This is a genomic window from Frigoribacterium sp. PhB160 (assembly GCF_003751785.1).
GTDB lineage: Bacteria > Actinomycetota > Actinomycetes > Actinomycetales > Microbacteriaceae > Frigoribacterium.
This window is the reverse complement of the sequence record NZ_RKIE01000002.1, coordinates 480,696-504,646: the sequence shown is the minus strand read 5'-3', so window position 1 is coordinate 504,646 and position 23,951 is coordinate 480,696. Positions and strand designations below refer to the sequence as shown.

The following is a 23,951-nucleotide window of genomic DNA, read 5'->3' as shown; positions in this document are numbered from 1 at the left end:
GCGGTGAGGTTCTGCACGCGGTGGGAGGTCTCGGGCCGGTGGTTCGAGGTCTGTCTCTTCGACGACCACTTCCTCTACGCGACGAGACCGGTCTCCAGCGCCGACGAGCCCGAGTTCGTCCGGGTAGGGCACGACTGCATCGCCGGCATCGACACCGTCGATCGCGGCGCCCTGACCGAGGTCACGCTCACGACGACGTCGGGCACGAGCGAGACCGTGCCGTGCCCGCGGGCCGTCGCGGCGGCGCTGCTGACGCGATGGACGAACCGGCCGGGCGCGGAGGGCGCGCGCGGCGGCTCCGGGCCCGCCGACGCCTAGGCCGCGCCGACCTCGAGCTCGCCGACCTCGGCGCCCTCGACCCCAAACGCGATGCGCCGGTTCGCGACCTTCTCGCTGAAGAACCGGTCGTGCGACACGACGACCACCGCGCCCGGGAAGTGGACGAGCGCGCGCTCCATGACCTGCGTGCTCGCCATGTCGAGGTGGTTCGTCGGCTCGTCGAGCAGGAGCACGGACGCCCCCGACAGGAGGCACTGCGCCATCGCGACCCGAGCCCGCTGACCGCCGGAGAGCGCCCCGATTCGCTGCTGCAGCTCGGCGTCCGAGAACTGGAACATCGCCAGGAAGCGCCCGACCGACTTCCGCGTCGCGGCGAACGCGAGGCTGTCGGGCATCGCGTTCACCGAGTGGGTCACGGTGTCGGCGTCGTCGAGGTCGGCGAGCACCTGGTTGTACGAGACGACGCGGGCGCCGCCCGCCCAGTCGACACGGCCCCGGTCGGCGCGCTCGGTGCCCTCGAGCACGCGCAGCAGCGTGCTCTTGCCGCTGCCGTTGGCGCCGACGACCACGACGCGGTCGCGACGGCGCAGCTCGAGGGTGAGGTCGTCGAAGAGCGTCTTGTCGCCGTAGGCCTTGCCGAGCCCCTCGACGCGGCAGAGCACGTCCTTGACGTGCAGGCCGCCGTAGATCTCCGTGATGATCTGGTCGACCGGGCGCGGGGTGCGCTGCTTCTTGATCTTGGCGAGGTCCTTGGTGAGCCCGCTGCCGCCTCCGGCCTTCGCCGAGCGTGCGGCCTTGGCGGCCTCGCGGCGGTCGGAGATGCCCTCCGACTCGAACGCGAGCAGCTCGGACTCGTGGGCGAACTGCGACTCGAGCGTCTTGAGGCGGAACTGCTTCTGCACGACGTACTCGGCGAAGGCGCCCGGGTACTCGTGCAGGTGGTAGTTCTCGACCTCGACGATGCGCGTGACGACCGCGTCGAGGAACTGCCGGTCGTGCGACACGACGATCGCCGCGCCGCGGAAGTCGCGGAACCACTGCTCGAGCCACTCGACGCCGGCCACGTCGAGGAAGTTGGTGGGCTCGTCGAGCAGCAGCACGTCGGGCTCCTCGAGGAGGATCTTCGCGAGCGCCGCGCGGTTGCGCCAGCCGCCGCTCAGCGCCTCGATCGGGCTCGTGCGGTGGGCCTCGTCGAACCCGAGGACGGTGAGGGCGGTGTCGATGCGGCGCGGGTACTCCCAGCCGTCGAGGCGGTCCATCTCGCCGAACAGCTCGCTCTGCCGCTCGATGAGGCGCGTCAGCTCGTCGCCTTGGTCGGGGTCCACCGCCGCGACCGCGATGGCCCCGTCGATCTCGGCGAGCTCGCCCTCCATCGCGCGGACGTCGTCGAAGAGGCCCTGCAGCACCTCGGTGACGCTCATCGTGCCGTCGAGCTCGCTGAACTGGGAGAAGTAGCCGAGCCGCAGCCCGTCGTCGACGCTGACGATGCCCTCGTCGGGCTGCACCTGGTCGAGCACGAGCTTGAGCAGCGTCGACTTGCCCGAGCCGTTCCGCCCGATGAGGCCGACGCGGTCGCCCTGCTCGAGCCGGAAGAACGCCTCGCGGAGGACGGGGCGCTGCTCGAAGCGCACGGTGACGTCGTTCAGTCGGATCAGGCTCATGCCCACCAGTCTCGCAGCGACCCGGCGGAACACCGACCGGGCCTCGTGCGTTGCACCCCCCGGAGCCGGGGGCGCACCGCACCGGGTGCGTCGTCGCTCCGAAGAGGAGGCACCATGACAGACGATCTCGGCAGCACCCCCGACTACGAGGCGACCCCCGAGGCCCTCGCCCGGCTCACCGCCCTCCAGCGGCGCGTGACGCAGGGCGGAGGCACCGAGCCCGCGTTCCGCAACGAGTACTGGGACACGCACGAGCCCGGCATCTACGTCGACGTGGTCTCGGGCGAGCCCCTGTTCGCCTCGACCGACAAGTTCGACAGCCGCACCGGCTGGCCGAGCTTCACCCGTCCGATCGACGCCGACACCGTCGTCGAGACCCGCGAGGGCCTGTTCTTCGCGCGGCGCACCGAGGTGCGGTCGTCGGGCGCCGGCAGCCACCTCGGCCACGTCTTCCGCGACGGGCCGACCGCCACGGGCGGCCTCCGCTACTGCATCAACTCGGCGGCCCTCCGCTTCGTCCCCCACTCCGAACTCGAGACCGAAGGATACGGTTCCCTCATGACGCTCTTCTCCCCTGAGTCCACCCCCGCCCCCAGCGGAACGACCGAGACCGCGATCCTCGCGGGCGGCTGCTTCTGGGGCGCGCAGCAGCTCCTCCGCCGCCGTCCGGGCATCGTGTCGACGCGCGTCGGCTACTCCGGCGGCACGGTCGCGAACGCGACGTACCGCAACCACGCCGGCCACGCCGAGGCCGTCGAGATCGTCTTCGACCCCGGCCTGACCTCGTACCGCGAGATCCTCGAGTTCTTCTTCCAGATCCACGACCCGTCGACGAAGGACCGCCAGGGCAACGACATCGGCGACAGCTACCGCTCGGCGATCTTCTACACGAGCGACGAGCAGCGCGAGACGGCCCTCGACACCATCGCCGACGTCGACGCCTCCGGCCTGTGGCCCGGCAAGGTCGTCACCGAGGTCGCCCCCGCGGGCGACTTCTGGGAGGCGGAGGAGGAGCACCAGGACTACCTCGAGAAGCAGCCCGGCGGCTACACGTGCCACTTCGTCCGTCAGGGCTGGGTGCTGCCGAAGCGCGACCAGGTGGCGGCCGGCTGACGCCTCCCCGTACGACGCGACCCGCACCTCCTCCTCTCGATCGCTCGAGGCGGGGAGGCGCGGGTCGTCTGGCATCAGGACGCCTGCGCCGGGCAGGCGCCCGCGTCAGCGGCGCACGGGGACGACCTTCGACGTCGCCTCGGCCTGCGCGCGGCGCGACAGGGCGATGTCGACGACCGGTGCCAGCAGGAGCCACAGGATCGCGAGCGTGACGATGACGGAACCGAGGACGATGAGGGCGATGATGAAGGTCTCCACCCGACGATCCTCCCCGGTGGCGGGGCCGTGGCACAAGGCGACGCGGCGGACCCCCAGGCGGTCGTGACCTGGGGTGCTCGCGCCGCCGGGGCCCGGCCACGGGTCAGGCCTGCTGCAGCTTCTCGATCAGCTGGGCCTTCGTGAGGCGCGAGACGCCGGCGACGCCCTTGGTGCGCGCGAGGGAGCGCAGCGCGACGAGGGTCTGGGCGTGCAGGTCGAGGTGCTCCTCGTGGCCGGCGGCGTCCGTGACCGTGGTCTCGTCGGCGTGCGGCAGCGGGGGCGTGTAGGCGGCACGCGCCGGCGTCGGGGGCGTCGAGGTGGAGGTGACGACCGACTTCTGGGCCACCTCGGCCTGCACCTGCGAGGCCGACTTGGTGGGCTTCGGGGCCGAGGCCGCTGCGGGCGCCGGGGCCGCGCCTCCGGCGGTGGCGGTCTTGACGACCTTGCGGGTCGCCTTCTCGGCCTGCTTCACCCCGGAGCGGGCGGCGTCGACCGCGTCGTCGAGCGCGGCGCGAGCCTTCTTCGTCGACTTCGCGCCGTCGGCCTTGGCGAGCGACTTCGCGGCGGACGCGACGTCGTCGAGGGCCGCGGAGACCGCGTCGAGGGCCGAGTCGACGGCCTTGCGTCGCTTCTTCAGGTCGGCGGCGGTGCTCGCGGACTCGGTCTTCTTCGTGCTCTTCTTCTTGTCGGCCACGGGGACTCCTCTGCTCGGGTGGGCGGTGCGGGTCGCCTCAAGCCTGGCACCGGGGGCGCAGGGAGCTCGGAGGAGGCTCGCAGGCACCGCGCGGCCCGGACCCAGTCGCGCAGGGCTCGGCTGCGCCCGACCCTGCCTCGGCGCGACGGGGTCGGCTCAGCCTTGCCAGTAGGCCCGGATGGCGTCGATGACGCCCTCGGCCTGGCGACGACCGGCCTCGGCCGCGGCCTGCCGGGTCGCGCCCGACAGCGAGTTGGGGCCGAAGGCGGCGAGGCTCTCGGCGTCGGCCTCGACGACGAAGGCCGGGCGGCCGGCGTCCTGGCGGGTGGCGACGACGCCGGGCAGGGTGGGCCCGAGCGGCGACTGGGGCAGCTCGGGGCCGCACGAGAGCACGAGCACGCGGTCGGCGGCGTCGGCGACGTCGGCGTTGGTGCCCGAGCGCAGGCCGCCGTCCATCGTCGCGCGGCCGTCGACCTCGACGGTCGGCCAGACGAGCGGCACGGAGCAGCTGGCCGCGACCGCGACGTGCAGGGGGACGCCGGAGGCGCGGGTCAGCACCCGGAACTCGCCGTCGGTGGCGTCGATGGTGCAGACCGCCAGCTCCCCCGCGGGCCAGGCGGCGTCGGCACCGAAGCGCTCGCGCATGGTCGTGACGAGCTCGGGCTCGTCGCCGACGACGGGCACCTGGCGGGCGACGGCGCCCAGGCGGGCGCGGGCGTCCTGCTCGCCCTCGGCGCCGGCGATGGCCTGCGTGATGCGGTCCATGAACGACTCGCTGTCGAGGACGGCCTCGGGGGTGGACCCGGCCGGCACGGGCACGAGGTGCTCGGCGTACGCGTCGGCGATGCCGCCGAGACGGAGGGTGGTGCCGACGACCGAGCCGGCCGACGTGCCGACGACGAGGTCGGCGTCGCCGAGCGGGATGCCGGCCTCGAGGAGGCGCGCCAGCACGCCGACCTCCCACGCGATGCCGGTGATGCCTCCGCCGCCGAGGACGATCGCGGTGCGGGGGCCGACCGGGGCGTCGGCGGTGGTCTCGGTGGCGGTGTCGGTCATGGGGGCCTCCTCGGGCACGGTGGGGAACCGGCCCACGCTACGACCCCGCCGACGCCCGGCTCCCAGGTCGCTCGGAGGGCGCGGCGTCCGTCGCCTCGCCGACCTCGTCGCCGTGCCTCAGTTGTTGAAGCGGAACTCCACCACGTCGCCGTCCTGCATGACGTACTCCTTGCCCTCGATGCGGGCCTTGCCGGCCGAGCGCGCCTCGGCGATGGAGCCCGTCTCGACGAGGTCGTCGAAGGAGATGACCTCGGCCTTGATGAAGCCCTTCTCGAAGTCGGTGTGGATCACGCCGGCGGCCTGCGGGGCCTTCCAGCCCTTGCCGATGGTCCAGGCGCGGGTCTCCTTCGGGCCCGCCGTCAGGTAGGTCTGCAGGCCGAGCGTCTCGAAGCCGATGCGGGCGAGCTGGTCGAGGCCCGACTCGTCCTGGCCGGTCGACGAGAGCAGCTCGGCGGCGTCCTCCGGGTCGAGGTCGATGAGCTCCGACTCGATCTTCGCGTCGAGGAAGACCGCCTCGGCCGGGGCGACGAGGGCCGAGAGCTCGGCCTTCTTCGCGTCGTCGGTGAGGATCGACTCGTCGACGTTGAAGACGTAGATGAAGGGCTTGGCGGTGAGCAGCCCGAGCTCGCGGATCGGCTCGAGGTCGACGCCGGAGGCCGAGAGGGCCTCGCCGCGCTGCAGCGCCTCCTTCGCGGCCACCGCGGTCTCGTGCACGAGCGGCTCGACGCGCTTGAGGCGGAGCTCCTTCTCGTAGCGCACGAGCGCCTTCTCGACGGTCTCGAGGTCGGCGAGGATCAGCTCGGTGTTGATCGTGCCCATGTCGCCCTCGGGGTCGACCTTGCCGTCGACGTGCACGACGTCGGGGTCGACGAAGCCGCGGACGACCTCGGCGATGGCGTCGGCCTCGCGGATGTTCGCGAGGAACTTGTTGCCGAGCCCCTCGCCCTCGCTCGCGCCCTTGACGATGCCGGCGATGTCGACGAACGACACGGGGGCGGGAAGGGTCTTCTCCGAGCCGAAGAGACCGGCGAGCACCTGGAGGCGCGGGTCGGGCAGGTTGACGATGCCCACGTTGGGCTCGATGGTCGCGAACGGGTAGTTCGCCGCCAGCACCTGGTTCTTGGTCAGGGCGTTGAACAGGGTGGACTTGCCGACGTTGGGCAGTCCGACGATCGCGATAGTGAGAGCCACGGTCGACCATCGTACCGGGGCGCCGCCGCCCGGCGATGTCGGGGGCCCGTGAGACCATGGCCCGATGCCCATCGACTTCACCGCGATCGACTTCGAGACCGCGAACTCGAGCAGCGCGTCGGCCTGTTCCGTGGGTCTCGTCAAGGTGCGCGACGGGGTCGTGGTCGACAAGGTCGGCTGGCTGATCAAGCCCCCGGCCGGGCACGACGCCTTCCTCGAGTGGAACACCCGCATCCACGGCATCCGCGCCGACGACGTGGTCGACGCCTTCGAGTGGCACGAGCAGTTCGACCTCATCGCCGACTTCGCGGGCATCGACGTCTTCGTCGCCCACAACGCCGGCTTCGACATGGGCGTCATCAAGGGCGCCTGCGCCGCCACCGGCGTGACTCCCCCGTCGTGGGCCTACCTCTGCAGCCTGCAGGTCGCCCGCAAGACCTACGCGCTCGACTCGTACCGCCTCCCCCTCGCCGCGGCGGCCGCCGGCTTCACCGGCTTCTCGCACCACGACGCCCTCGCCGACGCCGAGGCGTGCGCCGCGATCGTGGTGCACGCCGCCCAGGTGCACGGCGCCGACGACCTTCGGCAGCTGGCCGACACGGCCCGCGTCGGCATGAAGCGCCTCACGCCCGCGGCGCCCGTCGCCGAGCCCGGGTCCGGCCCCGCCCCGGCGCCGCGCCGCCGCGTCGTCTTCCGCTGACCCACGGCAGCGCCCCGCGAGGGTGCCGCTCGATGTCGGTGGGCGCTGACACACTCCTCGCATGACCCCTCCGCTCGTCGTCGTCATCGCCCTCGTCTCGCTCGCCCTCGGGCTCGCCCTCGGCGTGCTCGTCGCCCGCACCCGGGCCGTCGAGCAGGCCGGGCGCCTCGCGGCCGACGCCGCCGCCGAGCGCGCCACCGCCGCGGGCCTGCGTGAGCGCCTGGTCGAGCTCGACGAGCTCCACCGCCGCCAGACCGCGGGGCAGGAGGCGCGCCTCCAGGAGTTCCAGGACCGCCTGCGTGACGTGCGCATCGCCGAGGCCGAGCGCGACCGCTCCGACGGTCGCGTCATGACGGCCCTCAGCCCGGTGGCGCAGAGCCTCGCCGCCGTCCAGGCGAAGGTCGCCGAGCTGGAGGAGCAGCGGGCGCACCAGTACGGCGCCCTGAGCGAGCAGCTGCGCGTGGCGAGCGCGTCGGAGGAACGGCTGCGCGGCACGGCCGAGTCGCTCGCGTCGGCGCTCCGCTCGAACAGCACCCGCGGCGTCTGGGGCGAGACGCAGCTGCGCAACGTCGTGCAGGCGGCCGGCCTCGTCGAGCGCGTCGACTTCGACGTGCAGACGAGCATCACGAGCGACGCCGGCGCCGGCCGGCCGGACATGGTCGTGCACCTGCCGGGCGGCAAGAACATCGCGGTCGACGCGAAGGTGCCCTTCACGGCCTTCCTCGAGGCCAGCAGCATCCCCGCCACGGCGACCGGGGAAGAGGGCGCGCGACGCGACGCGCTCGTGAAGCAGCACGTGAAGGCGCTCCGGGCTCACGTCGACGCCCTGTCGGCCAAGACCTACTGGGCCGGTCTCGAGTCGTCCCCGGAACTGGTCATCGCGTTCATCCCGAGCGAGTCGCTCGTCTCCTCCGCGCTCGAGGCCGACCCGTCGATCATGGACTACGCCTTCCAGAAGCGGGTGGCCCTCGCGTCGCCGGTCACGTTGTGGTCGGTGCTCAAGACCGTCGCGTTCAGCTGGCAGCAGGACGTCGTCACGGCCGAGGCCAAGACGCTGTTCGACCTCAGCCGCGAGCTCTACGGGCGGCTCTCGACGATGGCGGGCCACGTCGACAAGCTCGGCCGGTCGCTGCGGGGGTCCGTCTCCGACTACAACCGGTTCGTCGGGTCGCTCGAGCGCACCGTGCTGCCCTCGGCCCGCCGCCTCAGCATGCTCGACGAGTCGAAGACGCTCGCGGCCCCGGGGCTGATCGACGACATCCCCCGCGACCTCACCGCCCCCGAACTGACGACCGCCCTCGACGACGACCGGGAGAGGTCGTCGGCGGGGGCGCTCGACGGTCGCTGAGGACTGGGCTCAGGCGTCCTCGCCGTACCACTTCGAGACGAGGTGGTCGGCCTCGACGCGACGGATGGTGCCCGAGTGCGAGCGCAGCACGATGCTCGACGTGCGGATCATGCCCTGCTTGCGCTTGACGCCCGCGACGAGCGCGCCGTCGGTGACACCGGTCGCGACGAAGTAAGCGTTGTCGCCCTTGACGAGGTCGTCCTGGTCGAGCACGCGGTCGAGGTCGTGACCCGCGTCGATCGCCTTCTGGCGCTCCGCGTCGTCCTTCGGGGCCAGGCGCGTGAGGATCAGGCCGCCGAGCGCCTTCACGGCGCAGGCCGTGATGATGCCCTCGGGGGTGCCGCCGATGCCGACGCACATGTCGATGCGCGAGTCGGGCCGGGCGGCGTTGATGCCGCCGGCGACGTCGCCGTCGAGCAGCAGCCGGGTGCCGGCGCCGGCGGCGTGGATCTGCTGGATCAGGTCGGCGTGACGGGGACGGTCGAGGACCGCCACCTGGATGTCCTCGACCGACAGGCCCTTCGCGTCGGCGAGGGCGCGGATGTTGTCGCCGACCGGCTTGTCGAGGTCGATGACGCCGATGCCCTCGGGGCCGGTGACGATCTTGTCCATGTAGAAGACGGCGCTGGGGTCGAACATGCTGCCGCGGTCGCTGACCGCGATCACCGAGAGGGCGTTCATGCGGCCGGCGGCGGTGAGGCTCGTGCCGTCGATCGGGTCGACGGCGATGTCGCAGGCGGGGCCGAAGCCGTTGCCGACGTGCTCGCCGTTGAACAGCATCGGCGCCTCGTCTTTCTCGCCCTCGCCGATCACGACGACGCCGTCGAAGGCGACGGTGCCGAGGAACTTGCGCATCGCGTCGACCGCGGCGCCGTCGGCGGCGTTCTTGTCGCCCTTGCCGATGAAGGGGGCGCTGCGGATGGCGGCTGCCTCGGTCGCCCTCACCAGCTCCATGCCGAGGTTGCGGTCGGGGTGCGTGTACAGGTTTCCGGAGGACGAGTCAGCCATCCCTGAAGCATAGCTCTCGCCCCCTTCTGCGAACGGCCGTCATGCGATATGTTTGCGGATCGGATGAGGCATTCATGCCTCCTGGAAAGGACCACCATGAGACTCCCCCGTCCCCGGGCGGCCGCCGTCGCGGCGTCGTTGCTGGCGGCCGCCGGCCTCGTCGCCGTCGACGCCGCGCCCGCCGCAGTCGCCGTGTCGCCTGCCGCGACCGACCTCCGCATCGCCGTCGCGGTCACCTCCGACGGCCTCGGCCTCTTCACCGACGACGACCGGCCGGGCGGTGACAGCTCCGGTCGCAACGGCATCGTGCGCACGGCCGACTCGATCGTGTACGCCGTCACGGTCGGCACCACCGACGGCCAGGCGGCCGACGGGGGCTTCGACGCCGTCGCGCCCGAGGGCATGACGTGGTCCCGGCTGCCCGACGAGTGCCTCCCCGGCTCGGTCGTCTCGGGCCGCGACCTCCGCTGCGAGCTCGGCACCATCACGAGCGGCGCCCGCACGGTGAGCGTCGTGGGCACCGCCTCGACCTCGCTCACCCACGGCACCCTCCTCCGCCCGGCCGTGACCGCCGACGCCGAGGGCGTCGGCCCCGTCGAGGCCGTCGTGCCCGCCGTGACGGTCTCGGCCGCTCCTCGCTTCGACCTCTCGATGAACCGGGTGCTGCCCGTCTTCAGCGCGGCCGTGGGACCCGACGGCACGAGCCCGGGCTTCCGCATCGTCTACCCGATCCTCATGCACTTCGAGTCACTGGCCGAGGACGGCGGGCTGCTCGGCTACGAGCGCCTGCGCGACGGCATCAGCTTCGTCGACGACGTCTCGCGGATGTACGGCCGAGAAGACAGCCCGGCGGTGCTGCTGCCCGTCGACGGAGCTCCGGCGTGCGGCGTCAACACCGGTCAGATGCCCACCGCCCCGGGCGGCAGCGGCGGCGGCGAGCGCGCCGTCGTCGACACCGGCACCGTGACCTGCGAGCAGAGCGCCCCGGGCGAACCGGTGACCGTCCAGATCCGCGGCACCGACACGAGCATGGCGTCGACGCCGACCAAGAACGTCTCCGGGGGCCCGATCCCCGGCGGCGTCGAGCCGTACGTGGTCTCGGGCTACGTCAGCCTGTGGGTCCCGCAGCCTCCCGAGAGCACGTCGTTCACGGCCCGCAACGTCTACCGCGACCTCGACGCCACGTCGGTCAGCGGGCGGGCGAACTACGACGGCGAGGGCGAGCCCCTCGCCAACAACGTCGCCGACCGCAACATCAGCGACAAGCCGGGCGTCACCGGCTCGCAGAGCTACGCCGGGTGGGACACCGCGTCGCGGTCGTCGTTCCCCCTCTCCGGCAAGAACGACGAGCCCTACGTCACGCCCGGGCAGACCCTGCTCGCCACCACGACGCTGAACAACCGCGGCACCGCCGACTGGACCGGCACCGTCGTGTGCAGCGTCTTCGACAACTCCGTGCAGCGGCTGCGGGAGAGCAGCCCCGGCTCGTGGGCGGCGTCCAACCGCCCCGGCACGACCGGCCGCCCGCAGTTCGCCGCGTTCGACGGCTCCGACCCCGAGCGGGCGAAGGAGCAGACCTGTGAGGACGACGACCTCGCCTGGTCCGAGGACCCCCGGCAGGTCGAGGGCGGGCCGTCCGCCGTCGGCGCCGTCCGTTGGACCTACGACCACCCCGCCACCGTCTCCCTCGGGTTCCACGTCCACCTGACCGCCTCGTCCCGGCTCGAGAACTACACGCGCATGCGCACCTTCGCCAGCCTCCGCACGGCCCCCGACGGCGAGTGGGTCCACACCCCGGGCGACGCGCACAGCGCCAACAGCGCCTGGTCCGACTTCCTGACGGTCACGAGCAACACCGCCCGCATCCGGAGCGCCGTGGTCGACCCGGGCCACGACGCCCACGACACCCCGGACGAGACCAGCTTCGTCACGGCGGGCGGCACCATCCGGTACGCGCTCTACCCCTCCGTCACGAACGCCTCCGACGACGAACTCCCCGAGACGGTCGTCGTCCGCGACGTGCTGCCGGCCGGGGCGGCCTACGTCGACGGCTCGGGCTCGCTCACGCCCACGATCGACGAGGTCGAGGTCGACGGCGTCACCCGCCAGCGCCTCACCTGGTCACTCGAGCGCGTCGACGTCAACGACGACCTCCCTCCCCTCACCTTCGACGCCCGGTTCGTCCGCGCCGTCGTGGGGGCCGAGGCGATCAACACGGCGACGATCGAGTCGAGCCGCGACGTCTCCGCCGAGGTGAACCGGACGACGCACCGGGCCCTGCGCGTGCTCGCCGGCAGCGGCTTCGACGCCCGCGAACGGGTCGACGCCCCCGTCCACGTGGTCGGCGACCGCGTCGTCCTGACGCTCACCTACGGCAACGTCGGGTCCGAGGCCCTCGAGTCGACGTCCCTCATCTCGGTGCTGCCCTTCGACGGCGACGCCGCCGGCACGACGACCGCTGCGCGCCCGAGGCTCGACGCACCGGTGGTCGCGGACGGGTCGGAGACGGTGCTGTACACGTCGGCCGAGTCCGCGAGCGTCTCCCACGACCCGGCCGACGCCTCCAACGCTCCCGGAGGCCGCACCCGCTGGTGCACCGAGGCCGAGTTCGGCGCGCCGGGCTGCCCGCGTGACCTCGCGGCCGTGACCGCGGTGCGCGTCGACCGCAACGTCGCCGTCCCGAGCGGGGGCGAGGTCGAGCACGACCTCGTCCTCGTCGGCGGAGACGGTCAGTCCGACGGCGACGTGTGGGCGTCACGCTTCGCGATCCGCGTCGCCGGCATCGACCTGACGGCCTCGTCCGAGGTCGTGACCAGTCGCGCCGTGGCGGGTTCGGTCGGCCACACGGTGTGGACGGACCTCGACGGCGACGGCCTGCAGGGCACCGACGAGCCCGGTCGCCCCGCACACCCCGTGCAGCTCTCGGGCACCGACGACCGTGGCGAGCCCGTCTCCCGGTCGACCGAGACCGACGCCGAGGGCAGCTACTCGTTCACCGGACTCCGCCCCGGCAGCTACGACGTCGCGTTCGGCACCGTGCCGGGCGGGTGGACCGTCAGCCACGTCGGTGACGACGACGCCCTCGACTCCGACGTCGACGAGACCGGCACGGCGAGCGTCGTGCTCGAGCGCGTGACGGGCGATGCCGGCGAGACCGTCGACGTCGACCGCGACGACCACGTCGACGCAGGTGCCCTCCCCGATCCGGACGGCCCCGGCGAGCCGGGCGACGGGTCGACTCCCGCACCGCCCACCCCCGGCGATGCCGGCACCGGCACCGGCACCGGCCCCAGCAGCGACGTCGCTGGCGCTGGCACCGTGGCGACGCCCCGCCGTCTCGCCTTCACCGGCGCCGGGGTCGCCGGGCTCGGAGTGCTCGCCGCCGCCCTCCTCACCCTCGGGGTCATGGGCGTCCTGCGTCGGCGAGCGGTCGCGCTCGTCCCGACGGACGACTGAGCGGTCCGGGGAGCGGGGCACCCCGCCTCGCTCCCCTGGCGGGGCCGATCTCGACGAGGTCGGCCCCGCCGCCTTCCTGGGCAGCGCGTCGCAGGCGCTGACTAGTCTGATCGGAAGCCTGAACGCGATGATCGAAGGAGATGCAATGCCCGTCGCCACCCCCGAGCAGTACGCCGAGATGCTGGACAAGGCGAAGAAGAAGGGGTTCGCCTACCCCGCCGTCAACGTCTCGTCGTCCCAGACGATCAACTCGGTCCTCCAGGGCCTCACCGAGGCCGGCAGCGACGGCATCATCCAGGTCACGACCGGCGGCGCCGACTACTTCGCCGGTCACACCGTCAAGAACCGCGCCGCGGGCGCCATCGCCTTCGCGAAGTTCGCCACGGAGGTCGCCAAGAACTACCCGATCACGGTCGCGCTCCACACCGACCACTGCCCCAAGGACGCCCTCGACGGCTTCGTCCTCCCGCTGATCGCCGCCTCCGAAGAAGAGGTCAAGGCGGGCCGCAACCCGCTCTTCCAGTCGCACATGTGGGACGGCTCGGCCGTGCCGCTCGACGAGAACATCTCGATCGCAGGAGAGATGCTCAAGCGCACCGCCGCCATCAACGCCATCCTCGAGGTCGAGATCGGCGTCGTCGGCGGCGAGGAGGACGGCGTCGAGCACGAAGGCACCAACGACGCGCTGTACACGACCGTCGGCGACGTGACGCGCGTGGTCGAGGCCCTCGGCCTCGGCGAGAAGGGCCGCTACATCGCCGCCTTGACCTTCGGCAACGTCCACGGCGTCTACAAGCCCGGCAACGTCAAGCTCCGTCCCGAGCTGCTCGGCGAGATCCAGCAGGGCATCCAGGAGCGGTTCGGCACGGCCGAGAAGCCCCTCGAGCTCGTCTTCCACGGCGGCTCTGGCTCCTCCGACGCCGAGATCAGCGAGGCCGTCTCGAACGGCGTCGTGAAGATGAACCTCGACACCGACACGCAGTACGCGTTCAGCCGCTCGATCGCCGACACCGTGCTCAAGAACTACGACGGCTTCATCAAGGCCGACGGCGAGGTCGGCAACAAGAAGCAGTACGACCCCCGCGCCTGGGGCAAGGTCGCCGAGTCCGCCATGGCCGCCCGCGTGGTGGAGGCGACCCGGCAGCTCGGCTCGTTCGGTCAGTCGGGCAGCTGACCCGCGCCTCCTCGTCGGACGACGACGGCCCCGCAGCGAGTCGCTGCGGGGCCGTCGTCGTCGAGGCTGCTGGTCTAGCCGGCGCCGGAGTCGAGGATCGCCTGCACGAACGCGGGGTCTGCGAGGAAGATCGAGAAGACGAGCACGAGCTGCACCACCGACACCACGATGCCGGCGACGAGGGGCACGAAGAAGGTGACCTTGCCGGCGCGCAGGCGGCGGAGCGTCCACCAGATCATGAGGGCGAAGACGACGACCGACACGATCGCGATGGTCGTGCCTGCCCGCTGCAGGTCGGCCTCGCCCGAGAACGACGACACGTCGTACCCGCCCCGACGGAGCGTGTCGAGCAGGGTCGTCGAGAACCTCGGCACGAGCACGAGGGCGCTGACCACGTTGTACACCGCGAGGCCGAGCAGCACGAAGGTGACGACGCGGTCCACGCGGCGGCCCGTGCTGACCGGAGCCGCGGCGGTGCCGGGGCGGGAGGTCGACGCGTCCTTGCCGATGAGAGTCGGGACGTCGGCCGGCCCCTCGCGAGGAGGCGCGGGGTCGGGGACGGGGCTCACCCACCCCTCGGGGGCGTACTCCCCGTACCGCGGCGCAGGCCGAGGGTCGCGACGGGGCGTCGACTCCGGTCGGGGGTCGGTCACCGGACGCGACCGCCGAGGGCGCGGGAGTCGGCCTGCCCGCTCTGGTCCTTGCGGAGCTCCTTGGGCAGCGAGAACATGAGGTCTTCCTCGGCCGTGACGACCTCGGCGACGTCGATGTAACCCGCGTCCGCGAGGTCGTCGAGGACCTCCTTCACGAGCACCTCGGGGACGGAGGCACCCGAGGTGACGCCGACCGTCGCGACGCCGTCGAGCCACTCCTGCTGGATCTCGCTGGAGTAGTCGACGCGGTAGGCGGCCTTCGCGCCGTGCTCGAGCGCGACCTCGACGAGGCGCACGCTGTTGGAGCTGTTCGCCGACCCGACGACGATGACGAGCTCGGCCTCGGCGGCGACCTTCTTGATGGCGACCTGACGGTTCTGCGTGGCATAGCAGATGTCGTCGCTCGGCGGGTTCTGGATGGAGGGGAAGCGCTCGCGCAGCCGGCGGACGGTCTCCATCGTCTCGTCGACGCTCAGCGTGGTCTGCGAGAGCCAGACGAGGTTCTCCGGGTCGTCGATGACGAGGTCGTCGACCTCGGCCGGGTTCTGGACGAGCGTGGTGCGGTCGGCCGCGTGGCCCATCGTGCCCTCGACCTCCTCGTGGCCCGCGTGGCCGATGAGGATGATGTGGCGGCCCTGCGAGCCGAAGCGGACGGCCTCGCGGTGCACCTTGGTGACGAGCGGGCAGGTCGCGTCGATCGCCTGCAGGCCGCGGTCGGCGGCGCCCTTGACGACGGCCGGGGAGACGCCGTGCGCGCTGAAGACGACGTGCGAGCCCTCGGGGACCTCCTCCACCTCGTCGACGAAGATCGCGCCCTGGCTCTCGAGCGTCGAGACGACGTGGACGTTGTGCACGATCTGCTTGCGCACGTAGACCGGAGAGCCGTAGTGCTCGAGCGCCTTCTCGACCGCGACCACCGCCCGGTCGACGCCGGCGCAGTACCCGCGAGGCGCCGCGAGCAGCACCTTCTTCGCCCCGGTGACGGGGGCATCCCTTAGCCTGTTACGCACCGCGGGGACGCGCGGTGTCGGGAGGTCGACGGCGATGGCGCCGTTGGTGATGTGAGCCACCCGTCGAGTCTAAGGGCGCGGACTGGCCACCCACTGGGAGGCGCCGGTCTCGCCGGCCGTCGCCGCGCCTCCTCGTCCCGCCTCGTCGTCCCCGCCGACCGTCCGCCCACGACCACCGGAGCCGCATGACCATCGTCCCCCCGCCGCCCACCGCCGAGTCGCCCTGGCCCGTCGGCCTGCTGGCCGCCAAGGTGCGCGACTGGATCGACCGCCTCGGCACGGCGTGGGTCGAGGGCGAGATCACGCAGTGGAACGTCTCGGGCGGCAACGTCTACGGCAAGCTGCGCGACCTCGAACAGGACGCCACCGTGTCGTTCTCGATCTGGTCGAGCGTCAAGTCGCGCGTGCCGTCCGACCTCAAGCAGGGCGACCGGGTCATCGCGGCGGTGAAGCCGAACTACTGGGTCAAGGGCGGCTCGCTCACGATGCAGGTCTTCGACATGCGCCACGTCGGCCTCGGCGACCTGCTCGAGCGGCTCGAACGGCTCCGTCGGCAGCTGACCTCGGAGGGTCTCTTCGCCCCCGACCGCAAGCGTCCGCTGCCCTTCCTGCCGCAGTGCATCGGGCTCGTGACGGGCAAGGACAGCGACGCCGAGAAGGACGTCCTCCGCAACGCGCAGCTGCGCTGGCCGTCGGTGGCCTTCCGCGTCGTCCACGCGGCCGTGCAGGGCGACCGGTCGGTCGGCGAGGTGACGGCGGCGATCCAGCGGCTCGACGCCGACCCCGAGGTCGACGTGATCATCGTCGCCCGCGGCGGGGGCGACTTCCAGAACCTGCTCGGCTTCAGCGACGAGGGCCTCGTGCGCGCCGTCGCGGCCTGTACGACCCCCGTCGTCTCCGCGATCGGGCACGAGGCCGACCGGCCGCTGCTCGACGAGGTCGCCGACCTCCGGGCGTCGACGCCGACCGACGCCGCCAAGCGCGTCGTGCCCGACGTGACGGAAGAGCTCTCGCGGGTGCAGCAGGCCCGGGCGCGCATCCGCATGCGGCTGACGAACCTCGTCGCGACCGAGATCGACCGGCTCGACCAGGTCCGCAGCCGCCCGGTGCTCGCCTCCCCGCAGACCCTCGTCGACGTGCGGGCCGACGAGGTCGTCCGGGCCGTCGCGCGCGGCGAGGAGCTGCTCGGGCGCGCCGTGGAACGGGCCCACACGCGCGTCTCCGAGCTGACCGCCCAGCTGCGGGCCCTCTCGCCGCAGGGCACGCTCCGCCGCGGCTACTCGATCGTGCAGCTGCCGTCGGGCGCCGTGCTCCGCGACCCGGCGGAGGCGCCCGAGTCCACGCCGCTGCTCGTCACCCTCGACGGAGGCGCGGTGGGGGCCGTCAGCACGGGCGCCCCCTCCCCAGGCTCCGCCCCCTCCCCCGCCTCCCCCGGCCCCGCGACGGCTGACGCCGCCGCCAGCTCCGCTCGTTAGGATCGAACCCGTGGACAAGACCTCTCCCGACACCGGCTCGACGCCCGCCGACGTCTCCGCGCTCAGCTACGAGCAGGCACGCGACGAGCTCGTGCAGGTCGTCTCCGAGCTCGAGCAGGGCGCCTCCACCCTCGAGCGGTCCCTCGCCCTGTGGGAGAGGGGCGAGGCCCTGGCCCGACGCTGCGAGGAGTGGCTCATGGGCGCCCGCGAGCGCCTCGAGGCCGCCCGACGGCAGGTGCCCGCCGAATGACCGAGCAGGCCCCTCCTCCCCGGCCGTCGAAGCCGCCGCGCGTCGTCGCCGAGCTCGGTCGACCCGAGACGCCCGACGAGACCGCACGGCGCAAGGCCGAGAACACCCGCAAGCACTACGCCAACCAGACCGCGGTGAACCTGACGCTCTCGATCGTGGCGTCGCTCGCGGTCGTCCTCTTCCTCGTGCTGGTGGTGGTGCGTCCCGACGGCACCGTCAACCGGCAAGAGATCGACTACCGGGCGGTCGCGCAGAACGCCGAGGCCAGCGTGTCGGTGCCCCTGGCCGCGCCCGAGCTGCCCGGCGGCTGGACCTCCAACCGGGCCGAGATCGACACCGGCGCTGCCGACGGCGTCTCGACCTGGGACGTGGGGCTCATCACCCCGGCCGAGCAGTACATCGCGATCCAGCAGGGCATCGACGCCAACGACACCTGGGTCAGCAACGCCGTCGAGGCGCAGCCCTCGACGGGCGAGACGACGATCGCCGGCCTCGACTGGCGCGTGTACGACCGACGCGACGCCGACGACCCGGGCAACTACGCCTACTCGCTCACCACGACCGTCGGCGAGAGCTCGTACGTGCTGCACGGCACGGCCGACGACGCCGAGTTCGAGACCCTCGCCACGGCCCTGGCCGAGCAGATCGCCGCCGAAGAAGAGAGCTGAGCCGTGTCCGCACCCGACGCCGCCCCGACGACCGCCCCCGACGTGACGACGACCCCGGTCGCCGCCGCGCCGGTCGACCGCCTGACGCCCGGTGAGGCCTGGCAGCGCATGAGCGACGGCAACGAGCGCTTCGTCGCCGGCGCCCCGCAGCACCCCCACCAGGACGCCGACCGCCGCTCGCTGCTCGCGGGCGGACAGACGCCCGTCGCGGCCCTCTTCGGCTGCGCCGACTCGCGACTGGCCGCCGAGATCATCTTCGACGTCGGGCTCGGCGACCTCTTCGTCGTCCGCAACGCCGGCCAGGTCGTCGGCGACACGGTGATCGCGTCCCTCGAGTACGCCGTGTCGGTGCTCGACGTGCCGCTGATCGTCGTGCTCGGCCACGACAGCTGCGGGGCGGTCGCGACGGCCATCGACTCGATGACCTCGACCGCGCCTCCCGGGTCGCGCTTCCTCGGCGACCTCGTCGACATGATCGTGCCGTCGGTGCGCCGGGCCACGATCGACCTCGAGCCCGGGGCGACGCTCGACCCGCGCTCGGTCGGCAAGCTGCACATCGAGGCCTCGGTCGAGGCCCTCATCGGGCGGTCGGCCCTCATCGCCACCGCCGTCGCCGAGGGTAGGTTGGCGGTCGTCGGGGCCAACTACGCCCTCGCGTACGGCCGCGTCGACGAGTCCGTCGTCGTCGGCAGGCTCTGACCCGTCAGCTCTGACCCGTCCGGCCCGACGCCGGCGACCACCACACCACCTGCGAGACCGCAACGAACGCGCCCCACGAGGGCCATGGAAGGACGATGACGTCGTGACCACACCGGAGTACCGCATCGAGCACGACACGATGGGCGAGGTGCGGGTCCCCGCGTCCGCGCTCTACCGTGCCCAGACCCAGCGGGCGGTCGAGAACTTCCCGATCTCGGGCGCCGGCCTCGAGCCGGCCCAGATCGTCGCCCTCGCCCGCATCAAGCGCGCGGCCGCCGTCGTCAACGGCGAGATGGGCATCGTCGCCCCGGCCCTCGCCGACGCGATCGTGGCCGCGGCCGACGCCGTCATCGGCGGCGAGCACCACGACCAGTTCCCGGTCGACGTCTACCAGACCGGCAGCGGCACCTCGTCGAACATGAACATGAACGAGGTGCTCGCGACCCTGGCCGGCACGGTCGACGGCACGGCCGTGCACCCGAACGACCACGTGAACGCCTCGCAGTCGTCGAACGACGTCTTCCCGACCTCGGTGCACGTCGCCGTCACGGGGGCCCTGCTGCACGACCTCATCCCCGCCCTCGAGCACCTCGCCGAGTCGCTGGAGCGCAAGTCGACGGAGTGGGCCGAGGTCGTCAAGTCGGGTCGCACCCACCTGATGGACGCCACGCCCGTCACGCTCGGCCAGGAGTTCGGCGGCTACGCCCGCCAGATCCGCCTCGGCGTGGAGCGGGTCCGCTCGACGCTCCCCCGCGTCGCGGAGGTGCCGCTCGGCGGCACGGCCACGGGCACCGGCATCAACACGCCCGTGGGCTTCCCGCAGCGAGTCATCGCCGCCCTCGCCGCCGACAGCGGCCTGCCGGTCACCGAGGCGGAGGACCACTTCGAGGCGCAGGGCGCCCGCGACGCCCTCGTCGAGGCCTCGGGAGCGCTGCGCGTCATCGCCGTCAGCCTCACCAAGATCAACAACGACATCCGCTGGATGGGCTCGGGCCCGAACACGGGCCTCGGCGAGCTGCACATCCCCGACCTGCAGCCCGGGTCGTCGATCATGCCGGGCAAGGTCAACCCGGTGATCCCCGAGGCCGTGCTCATGGTCGGCGCGCGGGTCATCGGCAACGACGCGACCATCGCGTGGGCCGGGGCGTCGGGCGCGTTCGAGCTCAACGTCGCGATCCCCGTCATGGGCACGGCCCTGCTCGAGTCGATCCGCCTCCTCTCGAACGGCGTCCGTGCGTTGGCCGACAAGACCGTCGACGGCCTCGAGGCCAACGTCGAGCACGCCCGCGCCCTCGCCGAGTCGTCGCCGTCCATCGTGACGCCGCTCAACCGCGTCATCGGCTACGAGGCCGCCGCCAAGGTCGCCAAGCACGCCGTCGCCCAGAAGCTGACCGTCCGCGAGGCGGTCGTCGACCTCGGCTTCGTCGAACGGGGCGAGGTCACGCTCGAGCAGCTCGACTCGGCGCTCGACGTGCTGAGCATGACGCACCCGGGCTGACCTCGACGGGCCCTCGGGCCGACGCACCACCCCCCGGACGACGCGGGACCGGCCGGCAGGCGGGTCCCGCGTCGTCGTCGTCCACCTGACGTCCTGACCGCCCGGCCGGTGTGGCGTCACCGGACGCCCGACGTCGTCGCGAACACGTCGGCGGCCGCGGTCACCGCCGCCGCGGTCCAGAACGCCGCGAGGAGCACGGGGCCGAACGGGACGCCGGGGTCGGCACCGACGGCCTGCCCGCCCTCCCCGTCACCCACCACGCCGCGGTCGCCCCCGACCGCCCGACGCCGGATCTCCCACCCGCCGACGAGGCCGGCTCCGACGCCGACCGCGGCGCCGAGCACCAGCGTGGCCCCGGGTGAGAGCACGGCCGCAGCGGCCGTCAGCACGACTGCGAGCTTGGCGTCGCCCATCCCGAGACCGCCCCCCGCGGCGAGGACGACCGCGACGGCGGCCGCCGTGGCCACGGCGACCACGGCAGCCGCGGACCCGGGCGGCAGCGCGCCCGGGGACCGCCCCGCCGCGTGCGGCACGACCCGGAGGACGATCCCGAGCACGACCGCGGCGCCGGCGAGTCCGACGAGCCGGTTCGGCAGCCGCCGGTGCCGGAGGTCGGAGCGCACGAGCCCGGGCGTCACGAGGGCGACGCCGGCCAGCACGGCGACGGGGGCCGAGGCGCCGCAGGCGACGGCCAGGGCGGAGGGGACGTGAGCGGAGACGGCGAGAGCAGATGCGACGAGGGCGGATGCGACGAGGAGGATCATCGTCCGACCCTGCCCGGCCCCGCGGGCGTCGCCCCGAGGTGCTCGCCGCGACGGGGACGACGGACCCCGAGGCGCCCGTGGGGAGGGACGGGACGACGCGAGGAGGCGCGGATCGGCTGACCCGCGCCTCCTGCGCTCGCGCCTCGCTCGCCTCGCGCCCCTCGCCGGCGCCTCGCCGGCGGTCGACGCGCGGCGACCCCGCTAGTTCAGCTCGTTCGTCTCGAGCAGCTGGGTCACGAGGGCTGCGATGGCGCTGCGCTCGGACCGCGTCAGGGTGACGTGCCCGAAGAGCGGGTGTCCCTTGAGCGTCTCGATGACCGAGGCGACGCCGTCGTGGCGCCCGACGCGCAGGTTGTCGCGCTGCGCCACGTCGTGGGTGAGCACGACCCGCGAGTTCTGCCCGATGCGGCTGAGCACGGTGAGCAGCACGTTGCGCTCGAGCGACTGCGCCTCGTCGACGATCACGAAGGCGTCGTGCAGCGAACGGCCGCGGATGTGGGTGAGCGGCAGCACCTCGAGCAGCCCCCGCTCGACCACCTCGTCGAGCACGTTCTGCGAGACGAGGGCGCCGAGCGTGTCGAAGACGGCCTGGCCCCAGGGGTTCATCTTCTCGCCGGCGTCGCCCGGCAGGAAGCCGAGGTCTTGGCCGCCCACCGCGTAGAGCGGCCGGAACACCATGATCTTCTTGTGCTGCTGCTTCTCGAGCACCGCCTCGAGGCCGGCGCACAGGGCGAGGGCCGACTTGCCCGTGCCGGCGCTGCCGCCGAGCGACACGATGCCCACCTCGGGGTCGAGCAGCAGGTCGATGGCGAGCCGCTGCTCCGCCGAGCGACCGTGCAGGCCGAAGACGTCGCGATCGCCGCGCACCAGGCGGGCCTCGCCCCGGGCCGTGACCCGGCCGAGCGCCGACCCGCGGTCGGAGTGGAGCACGACGCCGGTGTTGACCGGCACGTCGCCCAGGGCGCGCGAGCTGATCTTCTCGGTCTCGTAGAAGGTCGCCATCTGCTCGCTCGAGACGTCGAGCGAGAGCTGGCCGGTGTAGCCGCTGTCGACGACCTGCTCGGCCCGGTACTCCTCGGCGGCGAGGCCGACCGACGCGGCCTTGACGCGCAGCGGCAGGTCCTTCGAGACGACCGTCACGGCCAGGCCGTCGTTCGCGAGGTTGCAGGCGACGGCGAGGATCCGCGAGTCGTTGTCGCCGAGCTGCAGCCCCGAGGGCAGCACGCTCATGTTCGAGTGGTTCAGCTCCACCCGGAACGACCCGCCCTGGCCGACCTCGACCGGGAAGTCGAGCCGGTCGTGCTCCACCCGCAGGTCGTCGAGGAGGCGCAGGGCCTGACGGGCGAAGTAGCCCAGCTCGGGGTCGTGCCGCTTGCCCTCGAGCTCGCTGACGACCACGACGGGCAGCACCACGTCGTGCTCGGCGAACCGGAACAGCGCCTGGGGGTCGGAGAGGAGCACCGACGTGTCGAGCACGTACGTGCGCTGGGCCACCGACGACGCGGCCACCCGCCCCGTCGTGCTCGTCGTGCGGGGCTGTTGGGTCTGAGGGTTGTCAAGCGCGGTCACGACCACTCCATCTCCGAGCGCCTGAACGCTCGGTACCTTCGGCTGAGACGGCCGCGGAGCAGTTGCGAGGCGAACTTTCGTGGCCGGCTCGACCGGGCGCCTTGCCCGGTGAGGCGAACCTACGACGCGCCGCCGACATCCGCGACCCGTGTCGCGCCGTGTCGTGTGACGATCGCGTGAACAGGCCTCAGGTCGTGGTCGAGACCTGGGCACGGCCGGTGAGGGCGTCCCCCGGGCACCGCCGCCCGCTCAGTACGTGGCGGCGCTGCTGAACGAGGTGAAGGCGGCCCGCAGCATGTCGAACGAGTCGTCGTCGTTCGAGACGTGGGTGCTGACGCGCACCGTCGCGTCGCGCACCGTGACCGTCACCCCGTGGTTGATGAGCGACGCGGTCAGGGTGGTCATGTGCTGGCGCTCGGGCTCGAGCACGACGAGGCCAGCTCGCTCGGACTCGTCGCGCGACGACACGACCGGCACGGCGAACTCGTCGGCGAGGTCGATGACGCGGGCCGCGCGGTCGGCGACGGCGGCCGCGATCGTGGGCACCCCCACCTCGACGACGCCCTCGATCGCCGTCGCCAGGCGGGCCTGCGCGATGGGGTCGGGGTTCGTCACCTGGAACGCCCGCGCGCCCTCCGCCGGCGGCACGGGCCCGTCGTAGCGGCCGCCGAGGGTCAGGTCGGCGCCCGCCACCCCGCCGAACACGGGGATCAGCTCGGCGGCCGCCCGCTCGCTCAGCGCGAGGAAGCCCGTTCCCCACCCGGCGCGCAGCCACTTCTGCCCGCCGGCCACGACGACGTCGGCCAGCGACCAGGGCGCGTCGACGACGCCCATGCCCTGGATCGCGTCGACGATCAGCAGGCGGTCGCCGATCACCTGGCGGATGCCCTCGAGGTCGGCCAGGTACCCCGTGCGGTAGTCGACGGCGCTCACCGCGACGGCGACGGTCGAGTCGGTGAGGTGCTCCTGCACCAGCGCGGGCGTGACGGCGCCCCAGCTCGGCTCCATCCAGCGTGGCTCGACGACGCGGAGGGCCGAGGAGGCGCGCGTCACCGCGAGCGGGAGGCTCGGGTACTCGAAGGGCGACAGCAGCACCTGCCCCGTGAGCCCGAACATCGTGTGCTGCAGGCCGGCGCTGGCGTTCGGCTGGAAGACGACCTGGTCGGTCGGGAAGCCGGTCAGGGACGACACGGCCCTGAGCACGCGCCCGGCCTGCTCGTCGAGGGCCACCTCGGAGCCGAAGCGCGAGCGCGCCTGCAGGTCGACGAGCCCGCGCTGCTCGTCGGCGACGGCCGTGGCCATCGGGCCGAAGCGGCCGAAGTCGAAGTAGCCGGGCTCGTCGGCGAAGCCGGCGGCGAACTCGTCGATGGTGGTCACGGTCGGCTCCTCGGGTGGGTGGGTCGGGGTCCACCGTACCGGGGCACGGC

General features: G+C 72.8%; 22 protein-coding genes. 11 read left to right on the top strand and 11 right to left on the bottom strand.

The features are described 5' to 3' along the window. The first annotated feature begins 3 nt into the window (after positions 1–3). A complete protein-coding gene (locus EDF38_RS11345; RefSeq protein WP_123355513.1) occupies positions 4–318 on the top strand; it encodes a hypothetical protein in 315 nt (104 codons plus the stop codon). On the opposite strand, the gene EDF38_RS11340 is transcribed toward EDF38_RS11345, so the two are convergent. Then, on the bottom strand, positions 315–1,940 hold the full coding sequence (locus EDF38_RS11340) for an ABC-F family ATP-binding cassette domain-containing protein (protein WP_123355512.1): 1,626 nt from the start codon (positions 1,938–1,940) through the stop codon (positions 315–317). The genes EDF38_RS11345 and EDF38_RS11340 overlap by 4 nt on opposite strands. Positions 1,941–2,054: 114 nt before the next feature. Here EDF38_RS11340 and EDF38_RS11335 point away from each other — a divergent pair, with 114 nt between their 5' ends. Then, positions 2,055–3,053, top strand: coding sequence for a bifunctional methionine sulfoxide reductase B/A protein (locus tag EDF38_RS11335; protein WP_123355511.1), 999 nt, complete (start codon positions 2,055–2,057; stop codon positions 3,051–3,053). Between the two features lie 105 nt (positions 3,054–3,158). On the opposite strand, the gene EDF38_RS15930 is transcribed toward EDF38_RS11335, so the two are convergent. The 4 genes from EDF38_RS15930 to ychF form a co-directional block, all read right to left on the bottom strand. Beyond that, complete coding sequence (locus EDF38_RS15930) at positions 3,159–3,311, bottom strand: hypothetical protein (protein WP_158613365.1); 153 nt, start codon at positions 3,309–3,311, stop codon at positions 3,159–3,161. A 103-nt stretch (positions 3,312–3,414) separates the two neighbouring features. Further along, the gene (locus EDF38_RS11330) at positions 3,415–4,005 is read right to left on the bottom strand and encodes a Rho termination factor N-terminal domain-containing protein (protein WP_158613364.1); all 591 of its coding nucleotides are present in this window, start codon (positions 4,003–4,005) and stop codon (positions 3,415–3,417) included. A 156-nt stretch (positions 4,006–4,161) separates the two neighbouring features. Beyond that, positions 4,162–5,061 carry a patatin-like phospholipase family protein gene (locus EDF38_RS11325; RefSeq protein WP_123355509.1) on the bottom strand — a complete coding sequence of 300 codons (900 nt, stop codon included), beginning with the start codon at positions 5,059–5,061 and terminating at the stop codon, positions 4,162–4,164. 117 nt (positions 5,062–5,178) lie between these two features. Then, on the bottom strand, positions 5,179–6,252 hold the full coding sequence (gene ychF, locus EDF38_RS11320) for a redox-regulated ATPase YchF (RefSeq protein WP_123355508.1): 1,074 nt from the start codon (positions 6,250–6,252) through the stop codon (positions 5,179–5,181). Positions 6,253–6,316: 64 nt separating this feature from the next. Here ychF and EDF38_RS11315 point away from each other — a divergent pair, with 64 nt between their 5' ends. Continuing rightward, positions 6,317–6,952: an exonuclease domain-containing protein gene (locus EDF38_RS11315; RefSeq protein ID WP_123355507.1), complete on the top strand. Its 636-nt coding sequence runs from the start codon at positions 6,317–6,319 to the stop codon at positions 6,950–6,952. 61 nt (positions 6,953–7,013) lie between these two features. After that, on the top strand, positions 7,014–8,300 hold the full coding sequence (locus EDF38_RS11310) for a DNA recombination protein RmuC (protein WP_123355506.1): 1,287 nt from the start codon (positions 7,014–7,016) through the stop codon (positions 8,298–8,300). A 9-nt stretch (positions 8,301–8,309) separates the two neighbouring features. Here the strand turns inward: EDF38_RS11310 and glpX are convergent, their stop codons facing one another. Then, positions 8,310–9,308 (bottom strand): class II fructose-bisphosphatase, encoded by a 999-nt coding sequence (gene glpX, locus EDF38_RS11305; RefSeq protein ID WP_123355505.1) that lies wholly within the window; start codon positions 9,306–9,308, stop codon positions 8,310–8,312. 96 nt (positions 9,309–9,404) lie between these two features. Here glpX and EDF38_RS11300 point away from each other — a divergent pair, with 96 nt between their 5' ends. Next, complete coding sequence (locus tag EDF38_RS11300) at positions 9,405–12,764, top strand: SdrD B-like domain-containing protein (protein ID WP_123355504.1); 3,360 nt, start codon at positions 9,405–9,407, stop codon at positions 12,762–12,764. A gap of 145 nt (positions 12,765–12,909) precedes the next feature. Further along, positions 12,910–13,938 carry a class II fructose-bisphosphate aldolase gene (fbaA, locus tag EDF38_RS11295; RefSeq protein WP_123355503.1) on the top strand — a complete coding sequence of 343 codons (1,029 nt, stop codon included), beginning with the start codon at positions 12,910–12,912 and terminating at the stop codon, positions 13,936–13,938. A gap of 74 nt (positions 13,939–14,012) precedes the next feature. On the opposite strand, the gene EDF38_RS11290 is transcribed toward fbaA, so the two are convergent. Continuing rightward, on the bottom strand, positions 14,013–14,591 hold the full coding sequence (locus EDF38_RS11290) for a DUF6264 family protein (RefSeq protein WP_123355502.1): 579 nt from the start codon (positions 14,589–14,591) through the stop codon (positions 14,013–14,015). Continuing rightward, positions 14,588–15,661, bottom strand: a complete 1,074-nt coding sequence (locus tag EDF38_RS11285) for a 4-hydroxy-3-methylbut-2-enyl diphosphate reductase (RefSeq protein ID WP_370275627.1) — start codon at positions 15,659–15,661, stop codon at positions 14,588–14,590. Before EDF38_RS11285 ends, EDF38_RS11290 begins: the two co-directional genes overlap by 4 nt. 125 nt (positions 15,662–15,786) lie before the next feature. Between EDF38_RS11285 and xseA the strand changes: the two genes are divergently transcribed. The 5 genes from xseA (at position 15,787) to EDF38_RS11260 (ending at position 20,191) form a co-directional block, all read left to right on the top strand. Then, a complete protein-coding gene (xseA, locus tag EDF38_RS11280) occupies positions 15,787–17,076 on the top strand; it encodes an exodeoxyribonuclease VII large subunit (RefSeq protein ID WP_123355501.1) in 1,290 nt (429 codons plus the stop codon). A 10-nt stretch (positions 17,077–17,086) separates the two neighbouring features. Beyond that, the gene (locus EDF38_RS11275) at positions 17,087–17,326 is read left to right on the top strand and encodes an exodeoxyribonuclease VII small subunit (RefSeq protein WP_123355500.1); all 240 of its coding nucleotides are present in this window, start codon (positions 17,087–17,089) and stop codon (positions 17,324–17,326) included. Continuing rightward, positions 17,323–17,994, top strand: a complete 672-nt coding sequence (locus EDF38_RS11270; RefSeq protein ID WP_123355499.1) for a DUF4245 domain-containing protein — start codon at positions 17,323–17,325, stop codon at positions 17,992–17,994. The genes EDF38_RS11275 and EDF38_RS11270 overlap by 4 nt, the downstream gene beginning before the upstream one ends. A gap of 108 nt (positions 17,995–18,102) precedes the next feature. Next, positions 18,103–18,693, top strand: a complete 591-nt coding sequence (locus tag EDF38_RS11265) for a carbonic anhydrase (protein WP_123355988.1) — start codon at positions 18,103–18,105, stop codon at positions 18,691–18,693. Between the two features lie 103 nt (positions 18,694–18,796). Next, the gene (locus EDF38_RS11260; protein WP_123355498.1) at positions 18,797–20,191 is read left to right on the top strand and encodes a class II fumarate hydratase; all 1,395 of its coding nucleotides are present in this window, start codon (positions 18,797–18,799) and stop codon (positions 20,189–20,191) included. Positions 20,192–20,307: 116 nt separating this feature from the next. Here EDF38_RS11260 and EDF38_RS11255 read toward each other — a convergent pair whose 3' ends face one another. The 3 genes from EDF38_RS11255 to EDF38_RS11245 all read right to left on the bottom strand — a co-directional run bounded on the left by EDF38_RS11255 (position 20,308) and on the right by EDF38_RS11245 (position 23,901). After that, positions 20,308–20,955, bottom strand: a complete 648-nt coding sequence (locus EDF38_RS11255; RefSeq protein WP_123355497.1) for a prepilin peptidase — start codon at positions 20,953–20,955, stop codon at positions 20,308–20,310. A 201-nt stretch (positions 20,956–21,156) separates the two neighbouring features. Beyond that, on the bottom strand, positions 21,157–22,464 hold the full coding sequence (locus tag EDF38_RS11250) for a PhoH family protein (protein WP_233572444.1): 1,308 nt from the start codon (positions 22,462–22,464) through the stop codon (positions 21,157–21,159). Positions 22,465–22,773: 309 nt separating this feature from the next. After that, positions 22,774–23,901: an aminotransferase class V-fold PLP-dependent enzyme gene (locus EDF38_RS11245; RefSeq protein ID WP_123355496.1), complete on the bottom strand. Its 1,128-nt coding sequence runs from the start codon at positions 23,899–23,901 to the stop codon at positions 22,774–22,776. Between the last annotated feature and the right edge of the window lie 50 nt (positions 23,902–23,951).

Bases quoted from the DNA above. Each gene is read 5' to 3' on its own strand.
- xseA (WP_123355501.1), top strand. From the start codon at position 15,787: ATGACCATCGTCCCCCCGCCGCCCACCGCCGAGTCGCCCTGGCCCGTC.
- fbaA (WP_123355503.1), top strand. From the start codon at position 12,910: ATGCCCGTCGCCACCCCCGAGCAGTACGCCGAGATGCTGGACAAGGCG.
- EDF38_RS11325 (WP_123355509.1), bottom strand. From the start codon at position 5,061: ATGACCGACACCGCCACCGAGACCACCGCCGACGCCCCGGTCGGCCCC.
- EDF38_RS11315 (WP_123355507.1), top strand. From the start codon at position 6,317: ATGCCCATCGACTTCACCGCGATCGACTTCGAGACCGCGAACTCGAGC.
- EDF38_RS11270 (WP_123355499.1), top strand. From the start codon at position 17,323: ATGACCGAGCAGGCCCCTCCTCCCCGGCCGTCGAAGCCGCCGCGCGTC.
- glpX (WP_123355505.1), bottom strand. From the start codon at position 9,308: ATGGCTGACTCGTCCTCCGGAAACCTGTACACGCACCCCGACCGCAAC.
- EDF38_RS11340 (WP_123355512.1), bottom strand. From the start codon at position 1,940: ATGAGCCTGATCCGACTGAACGACGTCACCGTGCGCTTCGAGCAGCGC.
- EDF38_RS11300 (WP_123355504.1), top strand. From the start codon at position 9,405: ATGAGACTCCCCCGTCCCCGGGCGGCCGCCGTCGCGGCGTCGTTGCTG.
- EDF38_RS11255 (WP_123355497.1), bottom strand. From the start codon at position 20,955: ATGATCCTCCTCGTCGCATCCGCCCTCGTCGCATCTGCTCTCGCCGTC.
- EDF38_RS11265 (WP_123355988.1), top strand. From the start codon at position 18,103: ATGAGCGACGGCAACGAGCGCTTCGTCGCCGGCGCCCCGCAGCACCCC.
- EDF38_RS11335 (WP_123355511.1), top strand. From the start codon at position 2,055: ATGACAGACGATCTCGGCAGCACCCCCGACTACGAGGCGACCCCCGAG.
- EDF38_RS11310 (WP_123355506.1), top strand. From the start codon at position 7,014: ATGACCCCTCCGCTCGTCGTCGTCATCGCCCTCGTCTCGCTCGCCCTC.